19 protein-coding genes and 1 pseudogene are annotated in these 24,626 nt (G+C 74.1%); 2 read left to right on the top strand and 18 right to left on the bottom strand.

What is annotated here, in order from left to right; translation table 11 throughout:
• Positions 1 to 628, top strand: a pseudogene (locus ABD823_RS31435) (hypothetical protein); the annotation flags it as partial.
• Positions 629 to 641: 13 nt separating this feature from the next.
• Here the strand turns inward: ABD823_RS31435 and ABD823_RS31430 are convergent.
• The 3 genes from ABD823_RS31430 to ABD823_RS31420 are packed head-to-tail and all read right to left on the bottom strand — an operon-like array spanning position 642 to position 2,549.
• Positions 642 to 1,571 carry an RluA family pseudouridine synthase gene (locus ABD823_RS31430; protein WP_344866009.1) on the bottom strand — a complete coding sequence of 310 codons (930 nt, stop codon included), beginning with the start codon at positions 1,569 to 1,571 and terminating at the stop codon, positions 642 to 644.
• Positions 1,564 to 2,178, bottom strand: a complete 615-nt coding sequence (locus tag ABD823_RS31425; protein WP_344866007.1) for a signal peptidase II — start codon at positions 2,176 to 2,178, stop codon at positions 1,564 to 1,566. The genes ABD823_RS31430 and ABD823_RS31425 overlap by 8 nt, the downstream gene beginning before the upstream one ends.
• Entirely contained in the window at positions 2,142 to 2,549 is a 408-nt protein-coding gene (locus tag ABD823_RS31420; RefSeq protein ID WP_425566689.1) for a TraR/DksA family transcriptional regulator, read from the bottom strand. The genes ABD823_RS31425 and ABD823_RS31420 overlap by 37 nt, the downstream gene beginning before the upstream one ends.
• A gap of 500 nt (positions 2,550 to 3,049) precedes the next feature.
• Between ABD823_RS31420 and ileS the strand changes: the two genes are divergently transcribed.
• Entirely contained in the window at positions 3,050 to 6,199 is a 3,150-nt protein-coding gene (gene ileS, locus ABD823_RS31415; protein WP_344866003.1) for an isoleucine--tRNA ligase, read from the top strand.
• Between the two features lie 154 nt (positions 6,200 to 6,353).
• Here ileS and ABD823_RS31410 read toward each other — a convergent pair whose 3' ends face one another.
• The 15 genes from ABD823_RS31410 to ABD823_RS31340 form a co-directional block, all read right to left on the bottom strand.
• Positions 6,354 to 7,946 carry a hypothetical protein gene (locus ABD823_RS31410; protein ID WP_344866001.1) on the bottom strand — a complete coding sequence of 531 codons (1,593 nt, stop codon included), beginning with the start codon at positions 7,944 to 7,946 and terminating at the stop codon, positions 6,354 to 6,356.
• A gap of 42 nt (positions 7,947 to 7,988) precedes the next feature.
• Positions 7,989 to 8,858 carry a DivIVA domain-containing protein gene (locus ABD823_RS31405; RefSeq protein WP_344865999.1) on the bottom strand — a complete coding sequence of 290 codons (870 nt, stop codon included), beginning with the start codon at positions 8,856 to 8,858 and terminating at the stop codon, positions 7,989 to 7,991.
• Between the two features lie 50 nt (positions 8,859 to 8,908).
• The gene (locus tag ABD823_RS31400) at positions 8,909 to 9,196 is read right to left on the bottom strand and encodes a YggT family protein (RefSeq protein WP_344865997.1); all 288 of its coding nucleotides are present in this window, start codon (positions 9,194 to 9,196) and stop codon (positions 8,909 to 8,911) included.
• A 79-nt stretch (positions 9,197 to 9,275) separates the two neighbouring features.
• Positions 9,276 to 9,779 carry a cell division protein SepF gene (locus ABD823_RS31395; RefSeq protein WP_344865995.1) on the bottom strand — a complete coding sequence of 168 codons (504 nt, stop codon included), beginning with the start codon at positions 9,777 to 9,779 and terminating at the stop codon, positions 9,276 to 9,278.
• Positions 9,780 to 9,899: 120 nt separating this feature from the next.
• The gene (locus ABD823_RS31390; RefSeq protein ID WP_344865993.1) at positions 9,900 to 10,604 is read right to left on the bottom strand and encodes a YggS family pyridoxal phosphate-dependent enzyme; all 705 of its coding nucleotides are present in this window, start codon (positions 10,602 to 10,604) and stop codon (positions 9,900 to 9,902) included.
• A gap of 90 nt (positions 10,605 to 10,694) precedes the next feature.
• A complete protein-coding gene (gene ftsZ / locus ABD823_RS31385; RefSeq protein ID WP_344865991.1) occupies positions 10,695 to 12,068 on the bottom strand; it encodes a cell division protein FtsZ in 1,374 nt (457 codons plus the stop codon).
• 249 nt (positions 12,069 to 12,317) lie between these two features.
• Entirely contained in the window at positions 12,318 to 12,935 is a 618-nt protein-coding gene (locus tag ABD823_RS31380; protein WP_344865989.1) for a cell division protein FtsQ/DivIB, read from the bottom strand.
• A 302-nt stretch (positions 12,936 to 13,237) separates the two neighbouring features.
• Positions 13,238 to 14,644 carry a UDP-N-acetylmuramate--L-alanine ligase gene (gene murC / locus ABD823_RS31375; RefSeq protein WP_344865987.1) on the bottom strand — a complete coding sequence of 469 codons (1,407 nt, stop codon included), beginning with the start codon at positions 14,642 to 14,644 and terminating at the stop codon, positions 13,238 to 13,240.
• A gap of 54 nt (positions 14,645 to 14,698) precedes the next feature.
• Positions 14,699 to 15,787, bottom strand: coding sequence for an undecaprenyldiphospho-muramoylpentapeptide beta-N-acetylglucosaminyltransferase (gene murG, locus ABD823_RS31370; protein WP_344865985.1), 1,089 nt, complete (start codon positions 15,785 to 15,787; stop codon positions 14,699 to 14,701).
• Positions 15,788 to 15,812: 25 nt separating this feature from the next.
• The gene (ftsW, locus tag ABD823_RS31365) at positions 15,813 to 17,084 is read right to left on the bottom strand and encodes a putative lipid II flippase FtsW (RefSeq protein WP_344865983.1); all 1,272 of its coding nucleotides are present in this window, start codon (positions 17,082 to 17,084) and stop codon (positions 15,813 to 15,815) included.
• A complete protein-coding gene (murD, locus tag ABD823_RS31360; RefSeq protein ID WP_344865981.1) occupies positions 17,081 to 18,457 on the bottom strand; it encodes a UDP-N-acetylmuramoyl-L-alanine--D-glutamate ligase in 1,377 nt (458 codons plus the stop codon). Before murD ends, ftsW begins: the two co-directional genes overlap by 4 nt.
• Positions 18,458 to 18,507: 50 nt before the next feature.
• Positions 18,508 to 19,566: a phospho-N-acetylmuramoyl-pentapeptide-transferase gene (gene mraY / locus ABD823_RS31355; protein ID WP_344865979.1), complete on the bottom strand. Its 1,059-nt coding sequence runs from the start codon at positions 19,564 to 19,566 to the stop codon at positions 18,508 to 18,510.
• Positions 19,563 to 20,981 (bottom strand): UDP-N-acetylmuramoyl-tripeptide--D-alanyl-D-alanine ligase, encoded by a 1,419-nt coding sequence (locus ABD823_RS31350; protein WP_344865977.1) that lies wholly within the window; start codon positions 20,979 to 20,981, stop codon positions 19,563 to 19,565. The genes mraY and ABD823_RS31350 overlap by 4 nt, the downstream gene beginning before the upstream one ends.
• The gene (locus ABD823_RS31345; RefSeq protein ID WP_344865975.1) at positions 20,978 to 22,537 is read right to left on the bottom strand and encodes a UDP-N-acetylmuramoyl-L-alanyl-D-glutamate--2,6-diaminopimelate ligase; all 1,560 of its coding nucleotides are present in this window, start codon (positions 22,535 to 22,537) and stop codon (positions 20,978 to 20,980) included. Before ABD823_RS31345 ends, ABD823_RS31350 begins: the two co-directional genes overlap by 4 nt.
• 41 nt (positions 22,538 to 22,578) lie before the next feature.
• Positions 22,579 to 24,306 (bottom strand): peptidoglycan D,D-transpeptidase FtsI family protein, encoded by a 1,728-nt coding sequence (locus ABD823_RS31340; protein WP_486352089.1) that lies wholly within the window; start codon positions 24,304 to 24,306, stop codon positions 22,579 to 22,581.
• Between the last annotated feature and the right edge of the window lie 320 nt (positions 24,307 to 24,626).

The following is a 24,626-nucleotide window of genomic DNA, read 5'->3' as shown; positions in this document are numbered from 1 at the left end:
GGCGCCGCGGCGCCCGGTCATGGCCCTGGTCTCCGCGTCCGTGCTCGCGGTCGGGCTGTCCGCCGGGGGGATGGCGTGGGTCACCGCGCAGTCTCCGGCCGGCCCCGCCGATCCGGCGGGCTCGCCGCAGCCGCCCGTCTCCGCGAGCACACCGGCGCGGGAGAGCGGAGCGCCCCCCACCGCCGAGACGGTGCGCACCGGATCCCGCGACGGCTCCGGCGGGGAGCGGCCGGAGCGGGACGGCGGGTCGTCCCGGGCGGGGTCGCCCGCGGACGCCGGCCGGGAGCCGGCGGGAGGGACGCGCAGGAGCGCCCCGGACGAGCGGGAGGAGCCCTCCTCCCGGGACGGGTCCGGCGGCGACAAGCGCTCCAAGTCCGCCGAGCCGTCCACCGGGGAGGGGCGGGGCGCAGCGGAGCCGCCGGCGGAGGACCGCGGGGAGAACCGCGGCAACGGCGACGGGCGCGGCGGGGGCAACGGCCGCGGGAACAACGGGAACGGGAACGGCGGGCGCGGTGAGGGCAACGGCGCCGGCTCCCCCGGTCAGGTCGACCCGGCCGAGGCCGGGGGCGGGGCCGGCGGAGGCTCCGGCACGGGCGGGCGCTCCCGCGGGAACGCCTCGGACGGCTGACCCCGGCGGGCGGCTACACGTCGCCGCCGGCGACCTTCAGGGAGTGCGCCAGGTCCTCGGGGTAGTCGGCGGTGAAGCTGACCCACTCGCCCGTCACCGGATGCTCGAAGGCCAGGCAGACCGCGTGCAGCCACTGCCGGTTCACGCCCAGCCGCGCGGCCAGCGTGGGGTCCGCGCCGTACAGCATGTCGCCCACGCACGGGTGGCGCAGCGCCGACATGTGGACCCGGATCTGGTGCGTGCGGCCGGTCTCCAGCTTGATGCTCAGCAGCGACGCGGCGCGGAAGGCCTCGATCGTGTCGTAGTGGGTGACCGACTCCTTGCCCCCCGCCACCACGGCGAACTTGCCGTCCGCGAAGGGGTGGCGGTCGATCGGCGCGTCGATCGTGCCGCGGAGCGGGTCCAGGTGCCCTTGGACCAGCGCGTGGTAGATCTTGTCGACGGTGCGCTCCTTGAAGGCGCGCTTGAGGTGCGAGTAGGCGTGCTCGCTCTTGGCCACGACCATCGCACCGGTGGTGTTGGCGTCCAGGCGGTGCACGATGCCCTGGCGCTCGGCCGCCCCGCTGGTCGCCACCCGGTGCCCGGAGCCCAGCAGCCCCCCGATCACGGTCGGCCCGGTCCAGCCGGTGGTCGGATGGGCGGCCACGCCGACGGGCTTGTTGACGACGACGATGTCGTCGTCCTCGTAGAGGACCGCCATGCCGGGGATCGGCTCGGCCACCGGCATCGGCGCGGCGGGCGGCGGGGGCAGGGTCACGTCCAGCCACTCCCCGCCCTGGACCCGGTCGGACTTGGCCGCGGTGGAGCCGTCCACCAGCACGTCGCCGGAGGCGATCAGCTCCGCCGCGCGGGTGCGGGACAGGCCGAACAGCCGCGACAGCGCGGCGTCGAGGCGCTCGCCCTCCAGGCCGTTGGGGATCGGGAGGCTTCGCCGGTCAGCCATCGTTCCTGCCCTCCTTCTCTCCGGTGTCGCGCGTTCCGTCGATCTGGTAGCCCCGCCAGGCGAGGAGGACCGCGAGGACGCCGCCGCAGACGATCGCCGCGTCGGCGACGTTCCAGACGGGGAAGCGCCCGGGGAAGGTCTCGATGAAGTCGACGACGTACCCCTGGAACGGCGCGTCCCTGCCGAACCCCGCGGGCCAGCGGAGGACCCGGTCGGTCAGGTTGCCGAGCGCCCCGCCGAGCAGCAGGCCGAGCGTGACCGCCCAGGGCAGGCTGCGCAGGTGGCGCGCGGTGCGCAGGATGGCGATCACCACGCCGGCCGCGACGAAGGTGAAGACGATCGTCATGCCGGTGCCGATGCTGAAGGCGGCCCCGGAGTTGAAGATCACCCGGAACTGGAGCAGGTCCGGGATGACCACCAGCGGCTCCCGGCCCTCCAGGGTCCTCAGGACGATCGTCTTGGTGATCAGATCGAGGAGGTAGACGATCGGCGCGATCGTCGCGAGCACGGCGACGCGCCGCCTTCCGGACGGGACGGCGGAGGCCGCCCCGTCGCCGGCGCCGCCGTCGGTCAGCGGCGCTCCTCCCGCTGCTTGCAGGCCACGCACAGCGTCGCCCTCGGGAACGCCTGCAGGCGCTCCTTGCCGATCGGCTGATGGCACGATTCGCACTCTCCGTAGGTCCCCGCGTCGATCCGGGCGATCGCTCGCTCGTTCTGCGCGACCAGGTCGCGCGAATTCAGGGTAAGGGCGATCTCGCGTTCGCGCGCATACGTCCGGGCCCCGGCATCGGCCTGGTCGTCACCCGCACCGTCGGTGACGTCGCTGGAGGCGATCTCCGACTCCGCCCGGGCGATCTCCACGGTCAGCTCGTCGATCTCGGCGGTCAGCCGCCGGCGGACCTCTTCGAGCTCCTCCCGGTTCCACGTCGCCGCGGAGCCGTTCCGGGACGGCTCTACCGCGCCCTTGTCTGCGCGAATGGTCGTGGCCATGTCGGCCTCCTCACTCGATCGGACACCCCTACCGGTGCGGTAAGACGGTGCGGGCAGCTTAGGCCGCCCATAACAGAACGGCAACGACCCAGCGGCGTCTTTGCCAACCCAGTACTATCCCGCTCCTCGCAGGTCATTCCTCGGCCGCGCGGGTCCGCCCGGCCGCGGATACCGGGAGGCCGTGCCGCGCCGCGTGCGTTATCGTTTGAGTTCGCGAGGCGTTGACGGGGACGAGTACCTCAGGCCCCTCCCGCACGAGCGACCCGGGGACGGTGCGAGCCCGGGGCGGGACCCCGAGGGAAGATCACCCCCGAGCCGCCGGAAGAACGGTCCTCCGCCTGCGGCGGACACCCAGTAGAACCGGCAGCGAACCGAAAGAAGAGGGCCTCCCCTCGCGGGAGGTCAAGGAGGGTGGTACCGCGGGACCGCCAGGTCTCGTCCCTCCGCGCACCTGCAGGCCAGCACCAGCGTGGAGGTTCCAGCCCGTCATGTCCGCCCATTTCCGTCCCCTTCCCGCGCAGGTCGACCTGCCCGCGCTCGAACACGAGGTGCTCGGCCGCTGGCGGGACGGCAAGATCTTCGAGCGCTCGGTCGAGCAGAACTCCGGCGGCCCGACCTGGGTCTTCTACGAGGGCCCGCCCACCGCCAACGGCATGCCCGGCGTCCACCACATCGAGGCCCGCGTCTTCAAGGACGTCTTCCCCCGCTACAAGTCCATGCGCGGCTACACCGTGCCCCGCAAGGCGGGCTGGGACTGCCACGGCCTGCCCGTCGAGGTCGGCATCGAGAAAGAGCTCGGCCTGTCCGGCAAGAAGGACATCGAGGCGTACGGCATCGCGGAGTTCAACGCCAAGTGCCGCGAGTCGGTGCTGCGGCACGTGGACGCGTTCGAGGCGATGACCGAACGCATGGGCTACTGGATCGACCTGTCCCAGGCCTACCGGACGATGGACCCCGCCTACGTCGAGTCCGTCTGGTGGTCGCTGAAGGTCGTCTTCGACAAGGGCCTGCTCTTCCGCGACTTCCGCATCACGCCGTACTGCCCGCGCTGCGGCACCGGCCTGTCCGACCACGAGCTGGGCCAGCCCGGCGGCTACGAGACCGTCTCCAGCCCGTCGGTCTACGTCCGCATGCCCGCCACCTCCGGCCCGCTGGCCGAGCTCGGCGCCTCGCTGCTGATCTGGACCACCACCCCGTGGACGCTGGTCTCCAACACCGCGGTCGCCGTCCACCCCCAGGTGACCTACGTCGCGGCCCGGCCGGCCGGCTCCGAGGAGGTGCTGGTCGTCGCCGAGCCGCTGCTGGCCGCCGTGCTGGGCGAGGACGCCGAGGTGCTCGCCTCCTTCGCCGGCGCCGAACTGGAGCGCACCTCCTACCGCAGGCCGTTCGACTTCGTCGACATCCCCGGCGCGCACTACGTGGTGCTCGGCGACTACGTCACCACCGAGGACGGCACCGGCCTGGTCCACCAGGCGCCCGCCTTCGGCGCCGACGACATGGCCACCTGCAAGCGCTACGGCCTGCCCGTGGTCAACCCGATCGGCCCCGACGGCCGCTTCGCCGAGGACGTGCCGCTGGTCGGCGGGCAGTTCTTCAAGCACGCCGACGAGGCCCTCACCGCCGACCTGCGCGACCGGGGGCTGCTGTTCCGCGGCGGCCACTTCGAGCACAGCTACCCGCACTGCTGGCGCTGCCACACCGCGCTGCTGTACTACGCGCTGCCCGCGTGGTACATCCGCACGACCGCGATCAAGGACCAGCTCCTCGCCGAGAACGAGAAGGTCGGCTGGTACCCCGAGACGATCAAGTGGGGCCGCTTCGGCGAGTGGCTGCGCAACAACGTCGACTGGTCGCTGTCGCGCTCCCGCTACTGGGGCACCCCGCTGCCGCTGTGGGTCTGCTCCGCCGACGAGTCCCACGTCACCTGCGTCGGCTCGCTGGCCGAGCTGGGCGAGCTGTCCGGGCAGGACGTCTCCGCGCTCGACCCGCACCGCCCCTACGTCGACGACGTCACGCTGCCCTGCCCCTCCTGCGGGGCCGAGGCGCGCCGCGTCCCCGACGTGATCGACGCCTGGTACGACTCGGGCTCGATGCCGTTCGCCCAGTGGGGCGCGCCGCACGTCAACGCGGAGATGCTGGAGAAGGCCTACCCCGCGCAGTTCATCTGCGAGGCCACCGACCAGACCCGCGGCTGGTTCTACTCGCTGATGGCGGTCGGCACGCTGGTCTTCGGCCGCACCTCCTACGAGAACGTGCTCTGCCTCGGCCTGATCCTCGCCGAGGACGGCCGGAAGATGAGCAAGCACCTGGGCAACGTGCTGGAGCCGATCTCCCTGATGGACCGGCACGGCGCCGACGCCCTGCGCTGGTTCATGGCCTGCTCCGGTTCCCCGTGGGCGGCCCGCCGCGTCGGGCACGCCACGCTGGAGGAGATCGTCCGCAAGGTCCTGCTCACCTACTGGAACACGGTCTCCTTCTTCACCCTCTACGCGAACGCCGAGTCCTGGGAGCCCGCGGCGGCGGCGCAGGCGCCCGCGCCCGCCGACCGGCCGCTGATCGACCGGTGGGCCCTGGCCGAGCTGCACCGGACCGTGGCCGAGGTCACCGCGTCGATGGACGAGTTCGACACCGCCCGGGTCGGGCGGCGCCTGAGCGAGTTCCTCGACGACCTGTCCAACTGGTACGTGCGGCGCTCCCGCCGCCGGTTCTGGTCGGGCGACGCCTCCGCCTTCGCCACGCTGTACGAGTGCCTGTCGACCGTGACCCGCCTGATGGCGCCGGTCGTGCCGTTCATCACCGACTACGTCTGGGACGTGCTCCGCACCGACGCCGACCCCGTCTCGGTGCACCTGGCCACCTGGCCCGAGGTGGACTCCGCGCTGCTGGACGCGGCCCTGTCGGAGCAGATGGCGCTGGTCCGCCGCCTGGTGGAGCTGGGCCGCTCGGCCCGCGCCTCCAGCGGGGTCAAGACCCGCCAGCCGCTCGGCCGCGCCCTGGTCGGCGCCCCCGGCTGGGCCGCGCTCTCCCCCGAGCTGCGCGAGCTGATCGCCGACGAGCTGAACGTCCAGGCGCTGCAGGACCTGTCGGGCATCGGGGCGGACCTGGTCTCGTTCACCGTCAAGCCCAACTTCCGGGCGCTGGGCAAGCGGTTCGGCTCGCAGACCAAGCTGGTCGCCGCGGCCGTCTCCGCCGCCGACCCGGGCGGGCTCGCCGCCGCGCTGCGCTCCGGGTCCCCCGTCTCGCTGGAGGCCGGCGAGCTGGGCACGGTGGAGCTCACCGCCGACGACGTGGTCGTCACCGAGCAGCCGAAGTCCGGCTGGGCGGTGGAGACGGGGGCCGGGGAGACCGTCGCCCTCGACCTGACGATCACCGACGAGCTGCGCCGCGCCGGTCTGATCCGCGACGTCATCCGGCTGGTCCAGGAGGCCCGCAAGTCCACGGGCCTGTCCATCACCGACCGGATCGACCTGTGGTGGTCCGCCTCCGACCCCGAGCTGGCCGAGGCGCTGCGCGCCCAGGGTGGCGCGGTGGCCGACGAGGTGCTGGCCGTGTCCATGACCGAGGGCGCCGCCGAGGGGCTCCCGGCGCACGAGGACGCCGACCTGGGACTCGCCTTCCAGCTCCGCCGCAGCGCCTGACGGCCGCACGGCGGAAGGGCCCCGGGGATCTCTCCCCGGGGCCCTGTTCGCATGTCGTCCCCTCCGCACGGCCGCGCTCCCCGCCCGGGGTACGGCCCGCGGACGGGAGACGGTCCGGCTCCGGCGGGGCCCGCCGGAGCGACCGTCCCGCCGGTCAGGCCGGGTCGTTCTGGCAGACGGCGCAGCCGCTCAGGCCGGCCTTCTCCGCTTCGGCCCGCGACATGCTCTCGACGCCGTCGTCGTCCACGCCCTTGATCAGCGGGCAGGTGGACGTGTGGAAGCGGCGGGTGCCCGCGATCACGCTGACCGTCTCGGCCGCGTCGCTCCCGATCACCGGGATGCCGTGGGGCGAGGTGTCGTCGTCCGGCGGCGCGCCGGTCTGCGACTCCTCCGCGGAGGCGGCCGCGGGCCTCCGGTCGGCGTCCGCGGAGGGCTCCGGCGACGGCTCCGGTCCCGCCGAGGTGGAGCCGGTCGGCACCGGCCGCCCGGCGCGCCCGGGCTCGGTCCCGGCCGGCTCCACCGGCTCTGCGGCGTCGGCGGTGGTCCTGTCGGCGGCCTCTCCGGCCGCGGCCTCTGCGGCCGGGCTCTCCCGGCCGCCGGCACGCTCCGGCCCCGCCTTCTCCCCCGCGGCTGCGGGCACCCGCCACACGGCCGTGGCCTCGGGCTCGTCCGCTCCGGGCCCGTCGCCGTCGGGCTCCGCGGGCTCGGCGCCCGCGGGCTCCGGCCCGGTGGACCCGGCCCGGGGCCCGTCCGCCGTCCCGGTCCCCGCCGGTTGCGGGGCGCCGGCGGCGGCCCTGCCCGCGGCGGCCGCGGCCTCTGCGGTCCCTGCAGCCCGCGCGGCCGGGGTCTCCCGCTCGGCGGCACGCTCCGGCGCGGCGTCCCCGTCCGTTCCTCCGGCCGGCTCCGCGACCCGCCGCGCGGCCGTCTCCGGCCGATCGGCGGCCTCGGTGGCCGCGGGTTCCGGTGCCGCAGACGCGGTGGCCGCCTCGCGACCGGACCGGCCGGCGGCCGCGGAGCCCTCGCCCGCCGGGGCGGACGGCTCCGGGGCGGGTCCCGCCGCGACGGGGCGGTACGGAGGGGTGAAGCGCGCGGTCTCGCCCTCGGCCGGTCCGCCGGCCCCGGAAGGGCCGGAGTCCTGGAACGCCTGGGGCGTGGACGCCGGGGACCGCGCGGGCTCGTGCGCCCCCGGGCCGTCCTGCGCGGCGCCCGTGTCGGGCAGGCAGGTGGTGCAGGGCGTGAAGCCCTCCTCCCGCGCCTCCTCCTGGGTGAGCTCCTCGTGGTCCCGGCCGGCCAGCTGGCGGCACCCGGGCAGGTGGTAGCGCCTGCGTCCGGGGATCACCAGCACGATCGCACCGGCGTCCGGAACGCCCTGCCTCGTCGCCGTCGCCGCGGCCGCCGCGGGCCGGGGACGGGCCGCGGCCGCCTGCCGTACGCCCTGGGGGGCCGCCGCGGGCGCTCCCGGGACACCGGCGGCCCCGGGGACGGGGTGCTGGTGGGGCGCCATGGGCGGCACGGGCATCGCACCGGCCGGAACCGCCCCCGGGAAGGGGGACGGCGGAGCCGCCCCGGCGCGTCCGCGTCCGGGGAACAGCTCATGGCGGCGGAGCAACGCCCCGATCACCAGGAAGACCGCGGACAGCACGCTGACCGCGATCGACCACATGACCAGAAAGGGCTTGGTGAGCACGACCCCCGCTATCAGCAGGACGACGGCCGTCAGCACCAAACCAGCGCTGATGAGGATCACGAAGGAACTCCCGGTTACGGGTCAGACGGATGACCCGGCACCTTAGCGGCGGTCGTTGTGCGGGCTGTCGGCGCCCTGGAACGCCCCGGAGTGCTGCGACGGCTCACCGCCGAAGGGGGCGGGGCCGCTCTGGAGAGGCTGCTGCCCGCCCGGAGCCGTGGCGTGCGACATGACCGGCGGGCCGCCCACGGGGCCGCCCACGATCGGGAAGCCTCCGCTGCCCTCGGCCGCGACGTTCAGCTCGGCGAGCTGGTTCTCCAGGTACAGCTTGAGACGGCTGCGGTATTCACGCTCGAAGCTGCGCAGCTCCTCGACCTTGCGCTCGAGCTCGTCGCGCGTCTGCACCAGCGAGCCCATGGCCTGGCGGTGGCGCTCCTGCGCGTCGCGCTCCAGCGTCTCGGCGCGTGCCCGGGCCTCGCCGATGACCTGCTCGGCCTGGCGGCGGGCCTTGCCCAGGATGTCGTCGGCCTCGCGGCGCGCCCGGCTCACCGTCTCGTCCGCCTCCCGGCGGGCGTCGGCGATCGCCTGGTCGGCCGTCTGCTGGGCCAGGGCGAGCACGCGGGCGGCGGTGTCCATGTTGTCCTCGGCCGGGGGCATGCCCATGGCGACGGGGACCGGCTGCTGCTGCACCGGCTCGGGAGCCCGCATCGGCTCCGGCTGCTGCGGCATCATCATCTCGGGCTTGGGCTCGGCCACGGGGGCCGGCGCCATGGCCATGCCCATCCCGCCGGGCACCTTGCCCCGCATGCACTCCGCCAGCTTGGCCCGGAGCTCCTCGTTCTCCTGGATGAGGCGGTCCAGCTCGGACTCGACCTCGTCGAGGAAGGCGTCGACCTCCTCCTCGTCGTAACCCGGCCTGAGTCGGGTCGTACTGAACTGCTTGTTCCGCACATCAGCGGGTGTCAGCGGCATTTTCGGTCTCCTTGGCGCGCTTGGAGTCTGTCCGGAGGGACGGTACCCGATCAACGAAGCGCGGACACGAGTTGGATCAAGACCCAGACCACAATGAACAGGACTGTGAAGCTGAGGTCAAAGGCCACCGTACCCAACCGGAGTGGCGGAATGAAACGGCGGAGGAACTTGAGAGGTGGGTCGGTGACCGTGTATATGGCCTCCGCCAGGACCAGGACGACCCCCGTGGGGCGCCACTGGCGGGCGAACGCCTGCACCGTCTCAATGATCATTCTGCCGATCAGCAGGAGCAGGTAGATCCACAGGACGACGACCACGATGTCGCTAACGATCCCCACGGCGCTGTCCTGCCTCCGTCCTGGTCCACGGCCGCCGGAAGGACGGGGTGGGCTTCGACTCGGTGTACATGGTGGAACTCTAACTCTGGTTGAAGAACCCGCGCTCCGCGATTCGGGCCTTGTCCTCGGCGGTCACCTCGACATTGACAGGGGACAACAGGAACACCTTGTTCGTAACACGTTCGATGCTCCCGTGTAGGCCAAAGACGAGACCTGCCGCGAAATCGACGAGCCGCTTCGCGTCACTGTCAACCATCTCGGTCAGGTTCATGATGACCGGCGTCCCCTCACGGAAGTGCTCCCCGATGGTCCGCGCCTCGTTGTAGGTGCGGGGGTGCAGCGTCGTGATGCGCGCCAGATCGGTCGTGCGGCGCTCCAGGACGGCCGTCGCGGGCCGGGGGGCGGGCACACCCGGGTCGGTGTCGTCCTGGGGCTCGACGGCCGCGCCCGGACGCTCCTCACCCGCCCGGCGGGACTCGTCGAACTCGTCGAACTCGTCGTCGGAGTAGGCGTCGTACCTCTCGTAGCGGTCGTCCTCCACAAGACCGAGGTAGACCGCCATCTTGCGCATCGCGCCGGCCATCGCTACTTCTTCCTCCGTCTTACTTCGATTGACTCGGGGTGGCAGCCATCCCCCCTTGACGCTCACCGCCGATCGACCACTCACCGGATACGTGGACGGCAACGCCCACTTGGAGGGACATTACCTGACGAAGGGCTTGCGGTGACCGAGCAACGCCGTACCGATCCGGAGGTGTGTCGCGCCGTTCGCCACGGCCTCGCCGAGGTCGCCGCTCATGCCCGCGGAGACGATCCGGGCGCCCGGGTGGGCGTCCTGTACGGCCTGCGCGATCCTGCGGAGCTTGGCGAAGGCCCGGGCGGGCTCCTCCCCCAGCGGGGCCACCGCCATCACCCCGCCCAGCCGGAGCCCTTCGGCCGCGGCCACGGCGTCGGCCACGGCGGGCACGTCCTGCGGCCGCGCCCCGCCCCGGGCGGGGTCGTCGTCCAGCGCTACCTGGACCAGGCAGGTGATCTCCCGGCCCGCCCGGACCGCCTCGGCGCCGAGCGCCGAGACCAGGCGGAGCCGGTCCACGGAGTGCACGACATCGGCGTAGCGGACCACGGACCGGGCCTTGTTGGTCTGCAACTGCCCGATGAAGTGCCAGACGAGCCCGAGGTCCGCGCAGTCGCCCGCCTTCGGCGCGGCCTCCTGGTCGCGGTTCTCCCCCACGTCCCGCACCCCGAGCGCGGCCAGGTGCCGCACGTCCGAGGCGGGGTAGGTCTTGGTCACCGCGACGAGGGTCAGCTCCTCGCGCGCCCGCCCGGCCGCCCGGCAGGCCTCGGCGATGCGCGCCTCGACCCCGGCCAGGCCGGCCGCGATCTCATCTCTTCGTGTTGTCTCCGTCACATTCCCGCCGCTCGAACACCGACAAACCGGAGGAATCCATTCTGTCGGCCCCCGAGAAGGGGATCGGCACCCACCCGGCAGTGATCAATGTCACTTCAGGAAGTCGGGCACGTCCAGCTCCTCCTCCTGCTCCTCGAAGATCACCGGACGCCGGCGGGCGGAGTCGGAGACCTTCGCGGAGATGGGGGTGGGCTGCGGCGGCTCGGGGGCCGGGCGCGGGATGGAGACCTGCGGGGCGGAGGGCTCCTCCACCCGCTGCGGCTCGGGCTGCTCGGCCTGGACGGCGGCCGGCTGGACCGGCTGGGGGGCCGGAGCGGGGGCGGCAGGAGCCGGGGCCGGGGCCGGCGCGACCGGGCGGACCGGGGCAGGCGGCGTCTGGGCGGCCCTCGGCTCGGGCCGGGACTCGACCTTCGCGGGCGGCACCGGGCGGACCGGCGCGGCCGCCGCGGGGGCCGCGGGCTGCCGGGACGGCTGCGGGCGGGCCGCCTGCGCGGGGGAGCCCTTGTCGCCGCTCCCGGCGGGCTCGTCGAAGCCCGCCGCGATCACCGTGACCCGCACCTCGTCTCCGAGGGCGTCGTCGATGACCGTACCGAAGATGATGTTGGCGTCCGGGGCGGCCGCGTTGGACACCAGCTGCGCCGCCTCGTTGATCTCGAAGAGGCCGAGGTCGGAGCCGCCCGCGATGGACAGCAGCACACCGTGGGCGCCGTCGATGCTGGCCTCCAGCAGAGGGCTGGAGACCGCCATCTCCGCCGCCGCGACCGACCGGTCGTCGCCGCGGGCGTGGCCGATGCCCATCAGGGCCGAGCCCGCGCCCGACATGACCGACTTCACGTCGGCGAAGTCGAGGTTGATCAGACCGGGGGTCGTGATGAGGTCGGTGATGCCCTGCACACCGGAGAGCAGCACCTGGTCGGCCGCCTTGAAGGCGTCCAGCACGCTGACCTGCCGGTCGGAGATCGACAGCAGCCGGTCGTTCGGGATCACGATGAGGGTGTCGACCTCCTCGCGCAGGGTCTCGATGCCGGCCTCGGCCTGCATCGCCCTGCGGCGGCCCTCGAAACTGAAGGGCCGGGTCACCACGCCGATGGTCAGCGCGCCCAGGGAGCGCGCGATGTTCGCGACCACCGGAGCACCGCCGGTGCCGGTGCCGCCGCCCTCTCCGGCGGTGACGAACACCATGTCGGCGCCCTTGAGGACCTCTTCGATCTCCTCGCGGTGGTCCTCGGCCGCCTTCCGCCCCACCTCGGGGTTGGCCCCCGCGCCGAGGCCTCTCGTGAGCTCCCGCCCGACGTCCAGCTTGACGTCGGCGTCACTCATGAGCAGCGCCTGGGCGTCGGTGTTGATGGCGATGAACTCGACGCCCTTGAGTCCCTCCTCGATCATCCGGTTGACGGCGTTGACTCCGCCTCCGCCGATGCCTACAACCTTGATGACCGCGAGGTAGTTCTGCGGTGCTGCCACGACGAGGGGCCTTTCCGCTCGTTGACTTGCAATTTCATGCGGCACGGGGCCCGTGCCGTCGTTTCTTTAACTCTCACCCTCAAGTTGAGATTTAGATTTATGTCAACCTGAGGATTGATACGGACAGTAGGAGCTACGCTCGCGGCGGGTCAACTAACCGCGCCGCAAGCGTGCCCGGCGTGTCGCGGCCTGTCCTTTTCGTGAGACGTTTCGCGAGACGGTCCGGAGCACACCCGACGAGCGTCCCGGTCACTTCACCGTCACGACGTCCGGCGAGCTCACATCATAGGTGTCCGCGGGCCGCTCCAGCAGGGTGGTCAGGATCCGCGCCTTGTCGGCCGGCCGGTCGCGCCCGCCCCAGACCACCACGCGGCCGTCCTTGAGACGGAGCGTGACGGTCTCGGCCGACGGGGCCCTGACCTCCGCCACCTTCCAGGCCAGCTCCTCCGGCAGCGCGGCGATCACGGCCAGCGCCGCGCCGGTCGCCGGGTCGTCCGGGCCGGGCCGGTCCAGGCGCAGCACCGGCAGGGCCGGCGGCGCGACGGCCCTGACCTCGGTCACCACCCCGTGGCGGTCCACCAGGGCCGCCTCTGCGCCCACCGGCAGCACCGCCACCGGCTCGCGCTCGACGACCTCGACCACCAGCGTGCCGGGCCAGCTCCGGCCGACCTCGACCGACTCGACCTGCCGGATCGCCCGGACCCGGCCCGCCACCGCGGCCACGTCCACGGTGGCCAGGGGCGTGCCGTCGGCGACCCCGGCGGCCTGCCGGATCCGGTCGGCCGGCACGTCGAAGTTGCCGCTCACCCGGATCTCCCGCACCCCCAGCACCGGGGAGATGAAGACCAGCCAGACGGCGGTGCCCACCACCCCGGCGGTCAGCAGCGCCAGGAAGGCCGTCCGCCAGGCCCCGCCGCCCGCCCTGCCTTCCGTGTCCGCCGCGCCTTCCGCGCTCGCGGGGGCGCCCGCCGCAGCGCCGGCGCGCCGCGGGCCTCGGGCGCCGCCAGGTCCGGAGGCCGGCTCTCCCCCGCGGGCCGCGTTCCCGTGCCCGGGCGCGGGCTCCCTGCCGGGCGGGCCGGCGCGGTCGGGGCCCGCGTGGCCCTCCGGGCCCGCGTGATCCGGCGCGCCGCGCTCCGCCGGCCCGGGACCGGCGGCGTCCCGCGTCCCGGTCACCGGGTCGCCAGCTCCGCGACGATCCGGGGGCCCAGCTCCGTGACGTCGCCCGCGCCCATGGTGAGGACGATGTCGCCGGGCCTGGCACGGCCGGCCACCAGCGCGGGCACGGCCTCGCGCACGGGCGCGTACTCCACCCGGCCGGGCGGGAGCGGCACCTTGTCCGCCACCAGCGCCCCGGAGACCCCGGGCTCGGGATCCTCCCGGGCGCCGTAGACGTCCAGGACGATGGCCTCGTCCGCCAGCCCCAGGGCGGCTCCGAAGTCGTCGGCGAAGAACCGGGTGCGCGAGTAGAGGTGCGGCTGGAAGACCGCGATCACCCGGCCCGAGCCGGAGAAGGAGTTCACCACGTCCCGGGCGGCGCGCAGGTCGGCGGCCAGCTCGGTCGGGTGGTGGGCGTAGCTGTCGAAGACCGCCACCCCCCCGGCCTCTCCCTTGGCCTCGAAGCGCCGCTTGGCCCCGGTGAAGGCGGCCAGGCCGTCGCGGACCGCGTCGAAGGGGACGCCCAGCTCCGCGGCCACCGCGATGGCCGCGGCGGCGTTGAGCGCGTTGTGGCGGCCGGGCACCGCCAGCCTCACCTCGCCGTGCCCGTGCAGCAGGAAGGACACCCCCATGCCGTCGGGGGTGATCCCGCCCACCCGCAGGTCGGCGTCCTCGGCCTCGCCGTACGTGACGACCTCGAGGCCCCGGGCGCGGGCGATGGGCGCCAGCGCCGCCGCACCGGGGTCGTCGGCGCAGACCACCAGGGTCCCGCCGACCCGCTCCACGAACCGGGCGAAGCTGTCGTAGACGGCGCGGGGGTCGCCGTAGTTGTCGAGGTGGTCCGGCTCGACGTTGGTCACCACGGCGATGTCCGGGGCCAGCATGAGGAAGGAGCCGTCGCTCTCGTCCGCCTCGGCGACGAACACCCCGCCGGCGCCCTCGTCGGCGCCCAGGCCGGTGGTGACCAGCTGCCCGCCGACGCAGTAGGACGGGTCGGCTCCGCACTTCTGCAGCGCCACCGTGAGCATCGAGGTCGTGGTGGTCTTGCCGTGCGTGCCCGCCACGGCGACCGCCCGGCGGCCGGCCATGACCGAGGCCAGCGCCGCGGCCCGGGGGATCACCCGCAGCCCCTGCCGGAGCGCCTCGCCCAGCTCGGGGTTGGAGTCGCGGATCGCGGTGGAGACCACCACCGTGTCGACGTTCTTGATGTGCGAGGCGGCGTGGCCGATGTGGACCGTCGCGCCCAGCTCCCGCAGCTCGGTCACCATCTGCGAGCTGCGCGCGTCGCTGCCGGAGACCGGGACCCCCCTCTTGAGCAGGATGCGGGCGATGCCGGACATGCCGGCACCGCCGATCCCGATGAAGTGGACCCGTCCCAGCTCCTCCGCCGCGACCGGCTCCACCAGCTTGACCAGACTCACCGGTAGCTCACCACTTCCCACTCGTCGCGCGGCGGCCGTCGTGCCCGCCGCTCATCACGCCCGCCCCTGCGCCGCGATCCGCAGCACCCGCTGCGCGAGCGCCGTGTCGGCGTCCTTGCGCCCCATCCGGGACGCGGCCTCCGACATGGTCACCACGCGCTCGGGGTCGGACAGGATCGGCAGCACGTTGCGCACGATCCACTCGGGCGTCAGCTCGGCGTCGTCCACCAGCAGCCCGCCGCCCGCGGCCGCGATCGGCGCGGCGTTGAGCCGCTGCTCCCCGTTGCCGTGCGGGAGCGGGACGTAGGCCGCCGGCAGGCCCACCGCGGTGAGCTCGGCGCAGGTGATGGCCCCGCTCCGGCACAGCGCGAAGTCGGCGGCGGCGTAGGCCAGGTCCATCCGGTCGACGTACTGCAGCACCACGTACTGCGGGTCGCCGGGCGGCGGCTCCTCCTCCAGCGTGTTCTTCGGGCCGATGATGTGCAGCACCTGCACCCCGGCCCGGCGCAGCGCCTGCGCCGCGCCCAGGGCCGCCCGGTTCAGCGAGCGGGCCCCCTGGGAGCCCCCGGTCACCAGCAGGGTCGGCAGGTCGGCCTCCAGGCCGAACCAGGAGCGCGCCTTGTCCCCGGTGGAGAGCCGGTCCAGCTCGGCGACCTCGCGCCGGAGCGGGATGCCCACGTACTCCGCCTTCGGCAGGGGCGTGTCCGGGTGACCGGTGAACACGTGGTCGGTCAGCCGCGCGCCCAGCCGGTTGGCCAGGCCGGGGCGCGGGTTGGCCTCGTGCACCACGATGGGCACGCCGCGCCGCCGCGCCGCCAGGTAGGCGGGGGTGGCCACGTAGCCGCCGAAGCCGACCAGCACGTCGGCCTCCACCCGGTCCATGATCCCCGCGGCCGTGCCGATCGCGCCCGCCAGGCGGCCGGGCACGGTCAGCAGCTGCGGCGTGATCGCGCGCGGCAGCGGCACCGCGGGCACGAGCTGGAGCTCGTACCCCCTGGCCGGCACCAGCCGCGTCTCCAGGCCGCGCTCCGTGCCGAGGCAGGTGATCTGGACGCTCGGGTCCAGCCGGCGCAGCGCGTCGGCCAGGGCGAGCGCCGGCTCGATGTGACCGGCCGTCCCCCCGCCGGCGAGGACCACTCTCATGTCGGCCCCTTCGCTCGTGTCGTGCTCAACGTCGTGTGCGGCCCGGCCGTCTTCCCGGTCGCGGGCCACCCAGGCCAAGCCAGCTTAGAGCCCGCGCCGCCGGTCCGGGGCCACGGGCGAGGAGAGCCTCGCGCGCACCGGGCTCCAGCTTGGCGAAGGAGAGCAGCATGCCGAGCGTGGCGAGGGTCGGCAGCAGCGCCGATCCGCCGTAGGACAGCAGCGGGAGCGGGATGCCGGTGATGGGCAGCACGCCGATGACCGCGCCGATGTTGACGATCGCCTGGCCCGCGATCCAGGCGACCGCGGCCGCCGAGGCCAGCCGGACGAACGGGTCCCCCACCCTCGTCGCCACCCGCAGGCCCGCGTAGCCGAGCAGCCCGAACAGCGCGACCACGACCAGCGTGCCCATCAGGCCCAGCTCCTCGCCGATGATGGCGAAGATGAAGTCGCTCTCGGCGTGCGGGAGCCAGTTCCACTTGGCCCGGCTGGAGCCCAGACCGAGCCCGAACCAGCCGCCGCTGCCCATCGCGATCTGCCCCTGGACCGCCTGGAAGCCGGTGTCCTGGGCGTCGCTCCACGGGTCCAGCCACCCCTTGATCCGGTCCGCGCGGTAACCCTCGGTGCTGATCATCACGACGGCGGCGAGCACCACCACCGCGAGGATGCCGCCGAAGAGCTTCAGCGGGGCGCCCACCACCCACAGCAGCGCCAGGAAGATGGTCATCAGGACGATGGTGGTGCCGAGGTCGCGTCCCACCATGACCAGCAGCGCCAGCAGGGCGGTGCCCGGCATCAGCGGCAGGAGCAGGTGGCGCCACTCGACCGCCCCGCCCCGCACCCGGCGCGCCAGCAGGTCGGCGCCCCACAGCACCAGCGCGAACTTGGCCGGCTCCGACGGCTGGATGGTCAGCTCGCCGATGTAGATCCAGCGCTGCGCGCCCAGCTCCGCCTCTCCGATGAAGATCACCAGGACCAGGCCCAGCGCGGCCACGACCATCATCGGGTAGCCGGCCAGCCGGAAGAACCGCACCGGCAGCCGGGAGCAGACCCACATCAGGCAGAGCCCCAGCGCCATCGAGATGAGCTGCCGCCCGAAGAGCGCGAAGGCCGACCCCCGCGTCTCCAGCGCCGAGATGCTGGAGGCCGACAGGACCATCATCAGTCCCAGGGCCACCAGCAGCCCGCTGACGCCCAGGAGCAGGTGGTAGGAGAACAGCGGCCTGCCCAGCAGCTCGCGCAGGCGGACGAGCCCGCCGCGCAGCGGGGCGGGCTCCGCCGTCCGGTCGGCCGCGGTCATCCGCCGCTCCCCTCCCGCCGGGTCTCCAGGCGGTGCACGGCCCGCGCGAACGCCTCCCCCCGCGCCGGATAGCCGGTGAACATGTCCAGGGAGGCGGCTGCGGGGGCCAGCAGTACGGTGTCCCCGGGGGAGGCGAGCCTGGCGGCTTCGGCGACGACACGGTCCATGGCCCCAGTGTCCCGGTCGGCGACCTCCACCACCGGGACATTCTCGGCGTGTCGCGCCAGGGCCCGCCGGATCGGCTCGCGGTCGGCGCCCAGGAGCACGGCGCCGCGCAGCCGCGGGGCGGCCTGCCGTACCAGGTCGTCGACGTCGGCGCCCTTGAGCTGCCCGCCGGCCACCCAGACGACCGAGGGGTAGGCCGCGAGCGAGGCGGCCGCGGCGTGCGGGTTGGTGGCCTTGGAGTCGTCGACGTAGTCCACCCCGTCCACGCGGGCGACGTGCGCGATCCGGTGCGGGTCCGGGACGAAGTCCCGCAGCCCCTGCCGTACGGCCTCCGGTGGCACCCCGTAGGCCCGGGCCAGGGCGGCGGCGGCCAGCGCGTTGGCCACGTTGTGCGGCGCGAAGGGGCGCACGTCCTCCAGCGAGGCGAGCTCGGCGGCCTCCCGGACGGGGTCGGCGACAAAGGCCCGGTCCACCAGCAGGTCCTCCACCACGCCGAGCTGCCCCGGCCGGGGCACCTGGAGCGTGAAGCCGACCGCGCCGGGGTACGGCGCCGCCAGCCGGGCCGCCCACTCGTCGTCGGCGTTGTGCACGACGGTCCCGGCCCGCGCGAAGATCTCCCCCTTGGCGCGGGCGTACTCCTCCATGGAGCCGTGCCAGTCCAGGTGGTCGGGGGCGACGTTGAGCACGGCCGCGGCGAGCGGGGCGATGCTCGGCGCGCGGTGCAGCTGGAAGCTGGACAGCTCCACCGCCAGCACGTCGTACGGCCCGGCGACCGCCTCGACCACCGGGACGCCCACGTTGCCGACCGCGAGCGCCCGGTGCCCGGCCGCGCTCAGCATCGAGGTGAGCATGCGCACGACCGTGGTCTTGCCGTTGGTGCCGGTCAGCGCCAGCCACGGCGCCGCGCCCTCGGGCCGCAGCCGCCAGGCCAGCTCGACCTCGCCGATCACCTCGACGCCGGCCTCCGCCGCGGCGACCAGCACCGGGTGGTGGGGCGGCCAGCCGGTGGCGACGACCAGGGAGGCGCCCTCCGGCACCGCCGCGGGCTCGCCGAAGCGCACCTCGACGCCCGCGGCGGCCAGCTCGGCCGCGGCGGCGCGCTGCCGCTCGCCGTCCCGGCCCTCCAGGACGACCACCCGCTCGCCGCGGGCGGCCAGCAGGCGGGCGGCGGCGGCGCCGGACACGCCGGCACCCAGCACACAGATCATTGGACTACCGGGTCCTTCCAGGTCCTTCCGGGACGGGCGGGGCGGTTCGGTCAGGACTTCGGCATCCACTCGATGTAGAACAGTCCGAGCCCGAACGCCGCACAGAGGCCGGCGATGATCCAGAACCTGACCACGATGGTGGTCTCCGCCCAGCCCGCCAGCTCGAAGTGGTGCTGGAGCGGTGCCATCCGGAACACCCGTTTCCCGGTCATCTTGAACGAGCCGACCTGGATGATCACCGACAGGGTGATGACCACGCACAGGCCGGCCAGGATGATCAGCAGCAGCTGGGTGCGGGTGGTGATCGCCAGACCGGCGATCACGCCGCCCAGGGCGAGCGAGCCGGTGTCGCCCATGAAGATCTTGGCGGGCGGGGCGTTCCACCACAGGAAGCCGACCAGCGCGCCGAGCACGGCGGCGGCGACCACCGCCAGGTCCAGCGGGTCGCGCACCCAGTAGCAGTTCGGGCCGAGCTGCGTGGTGCAGCTGTTGCGCAGCTGCCAGTTGCCGATCAGGATGTACGAGGCCAGCACCGCGCCGGTGGCGCCGCTGGCCAGGCCGTCCAGGCCGTCGGTGAGGTTCACCGCGTTGGAGAAGCCCACGATCATGATGAGCACCCAGACCGTGAACCCGACGATGGTGATCGACGGCCCGAAGTCCCGCAGGAACGACAGCCGGGTCTCGGCCGGGGTGATGTCGTAGGCGTTGGGGAAGCGGACCACCAGCACGGCGAAGACCGCGCCGACGATGAGCTGGCCGAGGGCCTTGGCGCCGCTGCGCAGGCCCAGGCTCCGCTGCTTGTAGATCTTGATGAAGTCGTCGAGGAAGCCGACCATGCCCAGGCCGGTCATCAGGAACAGCACCAGCACCGCGGAGACCGTGGGCGTGGTCCACGACATCAGGTGGGCGCAGGCGTACCCGAGCAGCGCGGCGAGCACGATCACCGTGCCGCCCATGGTGGGGGTGCCGCGCTTGTCGTGGTGGCCGGAGGGCCCCTCCTCCCGGATGCTCTGCCCGTAGCCGCGCCGGGAGAACAGCCGGATCGCCAGCGGGGTGCCGAACAGCGACAGCAGCAGCGCCACGGCCGCCGCGATGAGGATGTCCCTCACCGGCCGTCACCCCCGACCAGGGCGTGGGCCACCCGCTCCAGCCCGGCCGCGCGCGAGCCCTTGACCAGGACCACGTCACCGGGGGTCAGCATCTCCTCCACCAGGGCCGCGGCCTGCTCCGTGTCGGCCGCGTGCACCACGCGGGTGCCCGGCCCGCCCGGTGGCGCGCCGGAGGCGGCCTCCGCCAGCGCGGCCCGGGCCCCGGCCAGGATCGGCCCGGCGTCCTCGCCGACGACGACCAGGCCCGCCAGGCCCGCGCCGGCGGCCAGCCGGCCGACGTCCTCGTTGAGGGCGTCGCTGTGCTCGCCCAGCTCGGCGAGGGAGGCGACGACGGCGAAGCGGCGGCGCGTGCCGGCCAGCGCGTCCAGGGCGCGGAAGGCGGCCCGCATGGAGTCGGGGTTGGCGTTGTAGGCGTCGTTGATCACGGTGACGCCGTCGGCGCGGTCGGTGACCTCCATCCGCCAGCGGCTGCGGGGCTCGGCCTCCGACAGCTCCTGGGCGATGACGGCGACCGGCAGGCCCAGCTCGTAGGCGGCCGCGGCGGCGGCCAGGGCGTTGTCCACCGCGTGCTCGCCGTACAGGCGCAGGGCGACCGGCGCGGTCCCGGAGGGGGTGCGCAGCGTGAAGGCCGCGCGGCCCCGCTCGTCCACGGCCACGTCCTCGGCCCGCACGTCGGCGCGGGCGGACCTGCCGTACCAGGTGACCCTGGCCCGGGTGCGGCCGGCCATCGCGGCCACCAGCGGGTCGTCGGCGTTCAGCACGGCCACGCCGTCGGCCGGCAGCGCCTCCACCAGCTCGCCCTTGGCCTGGGCGATGGCCTCGCGGCTGCCGAAGACGCCCAGGTGGGCGGTGCCGACGTTGAGGACCACGCCGATCCTCGGCGGGGCGATGCGGGCCAGGTAGGCGATGTGCCCGACGTCCCTGGCGCTGAGCTCCAGGACCAGGCAGCGGGTCGTCTCGTCGGCCCGCAGCACGGTCAGCGGGTGGCCGATCTCGTTGTTGAACGAGCCGACCGGCGCGACGGTCGGACCGATCCGGGCGGTGAGGCGGGCCAGCAGGTCCTTGGTGCTCGTCTTGCCCGACGAACCGGTGACGCCGACCACCGTGGCCTGCGGCAGCTCGGCGCACACGGCCGTCGCGAGGGCCGCCAGCGCGGCCGTCGTGTCGGCGACGATCACCGCGGGGACGTCGACCGGCCGCTCCGCCAGCACGGCGACCGCCCCGGCCGCCACGGCCTGGGCGGCGAAGTCGTGGCCGTCGGCCCTGTCCCCCTTGAAGGCGACGAACAGCGACCCCGGTTCGGCCGCCCGGGAGTCGATGACGACCGGGCCGCGCACCACCGCGCGGGGGTCGGCCGTGCCCGTGAGGGCGCCCGAGGTGATCTCGGCGATCCTCGCCAGCGGCAACGGGATCATGATGCGTCTTCCCTACTCTCATGCGTGCTTAGGCGCCCGCTCCGGCTCCGCCGCCGGGCGATCGCGTCGGCCACCACCTGCCTGTCGTCGAACGGCAGGACCCGGTCTCCGACGTACTGCCCCTGCTCGTGCCCCTTGCCCGCCACGACGACGACGTCTCCGGAGCCCGCCCGGGCGATCGCCAGGTCGATGGCCGCGGCCCGGTCCGGCTCAATGATCACATGTGCGCGCTCCTCCTCGGGCACGCCGAGGACTCCGTCCATCATCTCGGCGAGGATCCGCAGGGGGTCCTCCGAGCGAGGGTTGTCGCTGGTGAGAATAGCCATATCCGCCAGGCGTGCGGCGGCTTCCCCCATCATCGGGCGTTTGCCCCGGTCGCGGTCGCCCCCGCAGCCGAGCACCACGGTCAGCCTGCCGGCCGTGACCTCGCGCAGCGAGCGCAGCACCGACTCGACCGCCCCCGGCTTGTGCGAGTAGTCGACGATCGCCTCGAAACCGTCGCCACCGGGGACCCGCTCCATCCGGCCCGGCACGCCCGCCAGCGTGCCGACGCCCGACACGGCGGTGCGCAGCGGCAGCCCGGCCTCGACCAGGGCGACGATCGCGCCCAGGGCGTTGGCCACGTTGAACGGCCCGGGCAGGGCCACCGCCACGTCGTCCTCGACGCCGCCGGGGCCGATCACGCGGAAGGCGCTGCCGCCGCCGCCCAGCCGCACGTCCGCGGCCCGCCAGTCGGCCCCGGGGTCGCCCGAGGCGGAGAACGTGGTCATCGGGATCTTGGCCCGGTCCAGGAGCTCGCGGCCGTGCGGGTCGTCGAGGTTGGTGACGCCGGTCCGGCTCATCTCGGGGGTGAACAGCCGGGCCTTGGCCGAGAAGTAGTCCTCCAGGTCCCGGTGGAAGTCGAGGTGGTCCTGGGAGAGGTTGGTGAACAGCGCGACGTCGTAGAAGACCTCGTCGACCCGGCCCAGGGCCAGCGCGTGGCTGGAGACCTCCATGGCGGCCGCGGTGACGCCCTGCTCGCGCATGAGCGCGAACAGGGCGTGCAGGTCGCTGGCCTCCGGGGTGGTGAGCTTCGGGGTGAAGCGCAGCTCGCCGGCGCGGAGCTCCACCCCGCCGACCAGGCCGGTACGGTGGCCCGCCGCCCGCAGCCCGGCCTCCAGCATGAAGGTCGTGGTGGTCTTGCCGCTGGTCCCCGTCACGCCGATGACCGTCATGTCCTGCGCCGGCCGGCCGTACACCCAGGCGGAGACCCGGCCGAGCACGGCCCGCGGGTCCGGCACGACGAGGACCGGCAGCCCGGTGGCGGCGGCGGCCTCGCGGCCGGCCGGGTCGGTCAGGATCGCGGCCGCCCCGGCGGCCAGCGCCTGCGCGGCGAAGTCGGCGCCGTGGACGGTCGATCCGGGCAGCGCGACGTAGAGGTCGCCGCGCCGGACCTGGCGGGAGTCGATCGTGACCCCGGAGACGGCGGCCAGCGGCGCGCGCGACGTGCCCGAGGGCGCGCCGAGCAGGCTCGCCAGACCGGACAGCGGCCGGGGTGGACTGGTTGAGGGTCGCATGGACGACGGGGGACGCACGGCGGAGAGCGTACCGCTCCCGCTCACTCCCCGGCGCGTATCCGCACCTCCGGCGGCTCGGCACCGGTGGGCGGGATCTTCTTGCTCTTCAGCGCGAACGTCATCACCTTCTTGAAGACCGGGGCGGCGATCTCACCCCCGTAGTGGCCCTTGCGGGGGTCCTGGATGACGGCCAGGACGACCAGGCGGGGCTTGTCGGCCGGCGCGAAGCCGGCGAAGGTCGCGGTGTAGCCGCAGTATCCCTGGCAGGCGGCGTCGTAGCGCATCGCGGTGCCGGTCTTGCCCGCCACGCGGTAGCCGTCGATCGAGGCCAGCTCACCGGTGCCCTCCGCGCCGACGGCGGCCTCCAGCATCTGCGAGATCTCGCGGGCCGTGCGCTCGCCGATCACCCGGGTCCGCTTCCCCTCCGCGGCCGGGACGAAGGCGCCGCCCGCGTCGGTGGTGCCTGCCACGATCGACGGGGTGACCCGCACCCCGCCGTTGGCGATGGTCTGGTAGACGCTGGCCGTCTGCAGGGCGGTGACCGAGATGCCCTGGCCGTAGGCGATCGTGCAGCGCTGGCTGCCCGACCAGTCCTTCCACGAGGGCAGCAGCCCCGCCTCCTCGCCGTAGAAGCCCGCGCCGGGCCTGGTGCCGAACCCGAAGCGGCGCAGCGTCTCGTGGAGCTTGGCGTCGCCGACCTTGCGCGCGGCGAGGATCGTGCCCACGTTGCTGGAGGTGGCGACCACCCCGGAGAACGTCAGCTTCTCGGTGGGGTGCGGGTGGGAGTCGCGCAGCACGCGGTCGGCGCACCTGATCTCGTCGTCCACGGTGAACACCGTCTCGGGCCGCACGGCCCCGGACTCCAGGGCGGCGGCCGCGGTGATCACCTTGTTGGTGCTTCCGGGCTCGAAGACGTCGGCCACGGCCCGGTTGACCCACCGGTCCTCGGTGGTGTTCTCCCAGTCCTCCAGATCCAGCTCGGGGGCGTTGGCCATCGCCACCACCTGGCCGGTCCGCACGTCCATCACGATGACGCTGCCGGTGCGCGCGCCGGTGGCCTCGACCTGCTCGGCGATCGCCTTCTGCGCCGCCCACTGGACGTCCCGGTCGATGGTCAGGCGCACGTCGCGCCCCTCCACCGGCTGCCGGCTGGTGCTGCGGGTCATCGGGATCCGCTGGCCGTCGCGGCCGGTCTCGATGGTCTGCTGGCCGTCGCGCCCGGCCAGCACCTTGTTGTGCTGGAGCTCCAGGCCGCTCAGCCCGTTGCCGTCGTCTCCGACGAACCCGATCAGGGTCCCCGCCAGGTCGCCGCCGGGGTACTCCCTGCGGTACTCGTGCGTGCTCCCGACGCCCTTGTAGCCGTGCTTGAGGATCTTCTCGGCCCGGATCGGCTCGACGCTCGCGACGGGCACGTAGCGCTTGCGGGTGTCGGCCAGCTTGGCCGCGATCTCCTGCTTGGGCCTGCCCAGCTCCGCGGCGAGCATCGCCGCCACCTTGTCGCGCTGCTCCGGCACGACGTCGTAGGGGTCCACGAAGATCTCGCGCGCCTCGACCGTGAGCGCGAGCTCGTGCCCGTTGACGTCGGTGATCGAGCCGCGCCGGGCGGGGATGCGCTCCTCCTGGACGCGCTGCCGGGCCGCCTCCGCCATGTAGACCTTGGAGTCCAGCCCCTGGAGCTGGACGAGGCGGCCGGCGAAGATCGACAGCACGAAGGTCATGGCGATCAGGCCGATGCTGATCCGCCTGCCCGGGTTGCCCAGGCGCAGCATCACCGGCGGGCGCGCGGGCGGCCGCGGCGGCCCGCCGTCCCCGGACCGGCGCACGGGCCCGCGCGGCCCGCCGGATCCCGCGATGCGTCTCCTGACCGCGTGGAGGGGGGCGGTCAGCCGGTCGTCGCCGTCACGCACGGGCCGGGGATCCCGCCCCGGTGCCGGGCGCGGTCCCCGCGCGCGGAGGGCGGAGGGGCCGGCCGCACCCGGCCGCGCCGCCTCGGTACGGCCAGGCCGCCCGGACGGTTCCGGGCGCGGCGGGCGGCCGGGCGCCCCAGCACGCGGCGGGCGGACGGCGCCGTCCCGGCCACCGGCCCCCC

The organism is Planomonospora alba, from assembly GCF_039534085.1.
GTDB classification, from domain to species: domain Bacteria; phylum Actinomycetota; class Actinomycetes; order Streptosporangiales; family Streptosporangiaceae; genus Planomonospora_B; species Planomonospora_B alba.
The sequence above is the reverse complement of the archived record's forward strand: the minus strand, read 5'-3'. Positions and strand labels throughout refer to the sequence as shown.

Excerpts from the sequence above, each read along its gene's own strand:
- ABD823_RS31430 (WP_344866009.1), bottom strand. The coding sequence starts at position 1,571 with ATGGCTGACCGGCGAAGCCTCCCGATCCCCAACGGCCTGGAGGGCGAG.
- ileS (WP_344866003.1), top strand. The coding sequence starts at position 3,050 with ATGTCCGCCCATTTCCGTCCCCTTCCCGCGCAGGTCGACCTGCCCGCG.
- ABD823_RS31405 (WP_344865999.1), bottom strand. The coding sequence starts at position 8,858 with ATGCCGCTGACACCCGCTGATGTGCGGAACAAGCAGTTCAGTACGACC.
- ABD823_RS31395 (WP_344865995.1), bottom strand. The coding sequence starts at position 9,779 with ATGGCCGGCGCGATGCGCAAGATGGCGGTCTACCTCGGTCTTGTGGAG.
- murG (WP_344865985.1), bottom strand. The coding sequence starts at position 15,787 with ATGAGAGTGGTCCTCGCCGGCGGGGGGACGGCCGGTCACATCGAGCCG.
- ftsW (WP_344865983.1), bottom strand. The coding sequence starts at position 17,084 with ATGACCGCGGCCGACCGGACGGCGGAGCCCGCCCCGCTGCGCGGCGGG.
- murD (WP_344865981.1), bottom strand. The coding sequence starts at position 18,457 with ATGATCTGTGTGCTGGGTGCCGGCGTGTCCGGCGCCGCCGCCGCCCGC.
- ABD823_RS31350 (WP_344865977.1), bottom strand. The coding sequence starts at position 20,981 with ATGATCCCGTTGCCGCTGGCGAGGATCGCCGAGATCACCTCGGGCGCC.
- ABD823_RS31345 (WP_344865975.1), bottom strand. The coding sequence starts at position 22,537 with ATGCGACCCTCAACCAGTCCACCCCGGCCGCTGTCCGGTCTGGCGAGC.
- ABD823_RS31340 (WP_486352089.1), bottom strand. The coding sequence starts at position 24,306 with ATGCTGCGCCTGGGCAACCCGGGCAGGCGGATCAGCATCGGCCTGATC.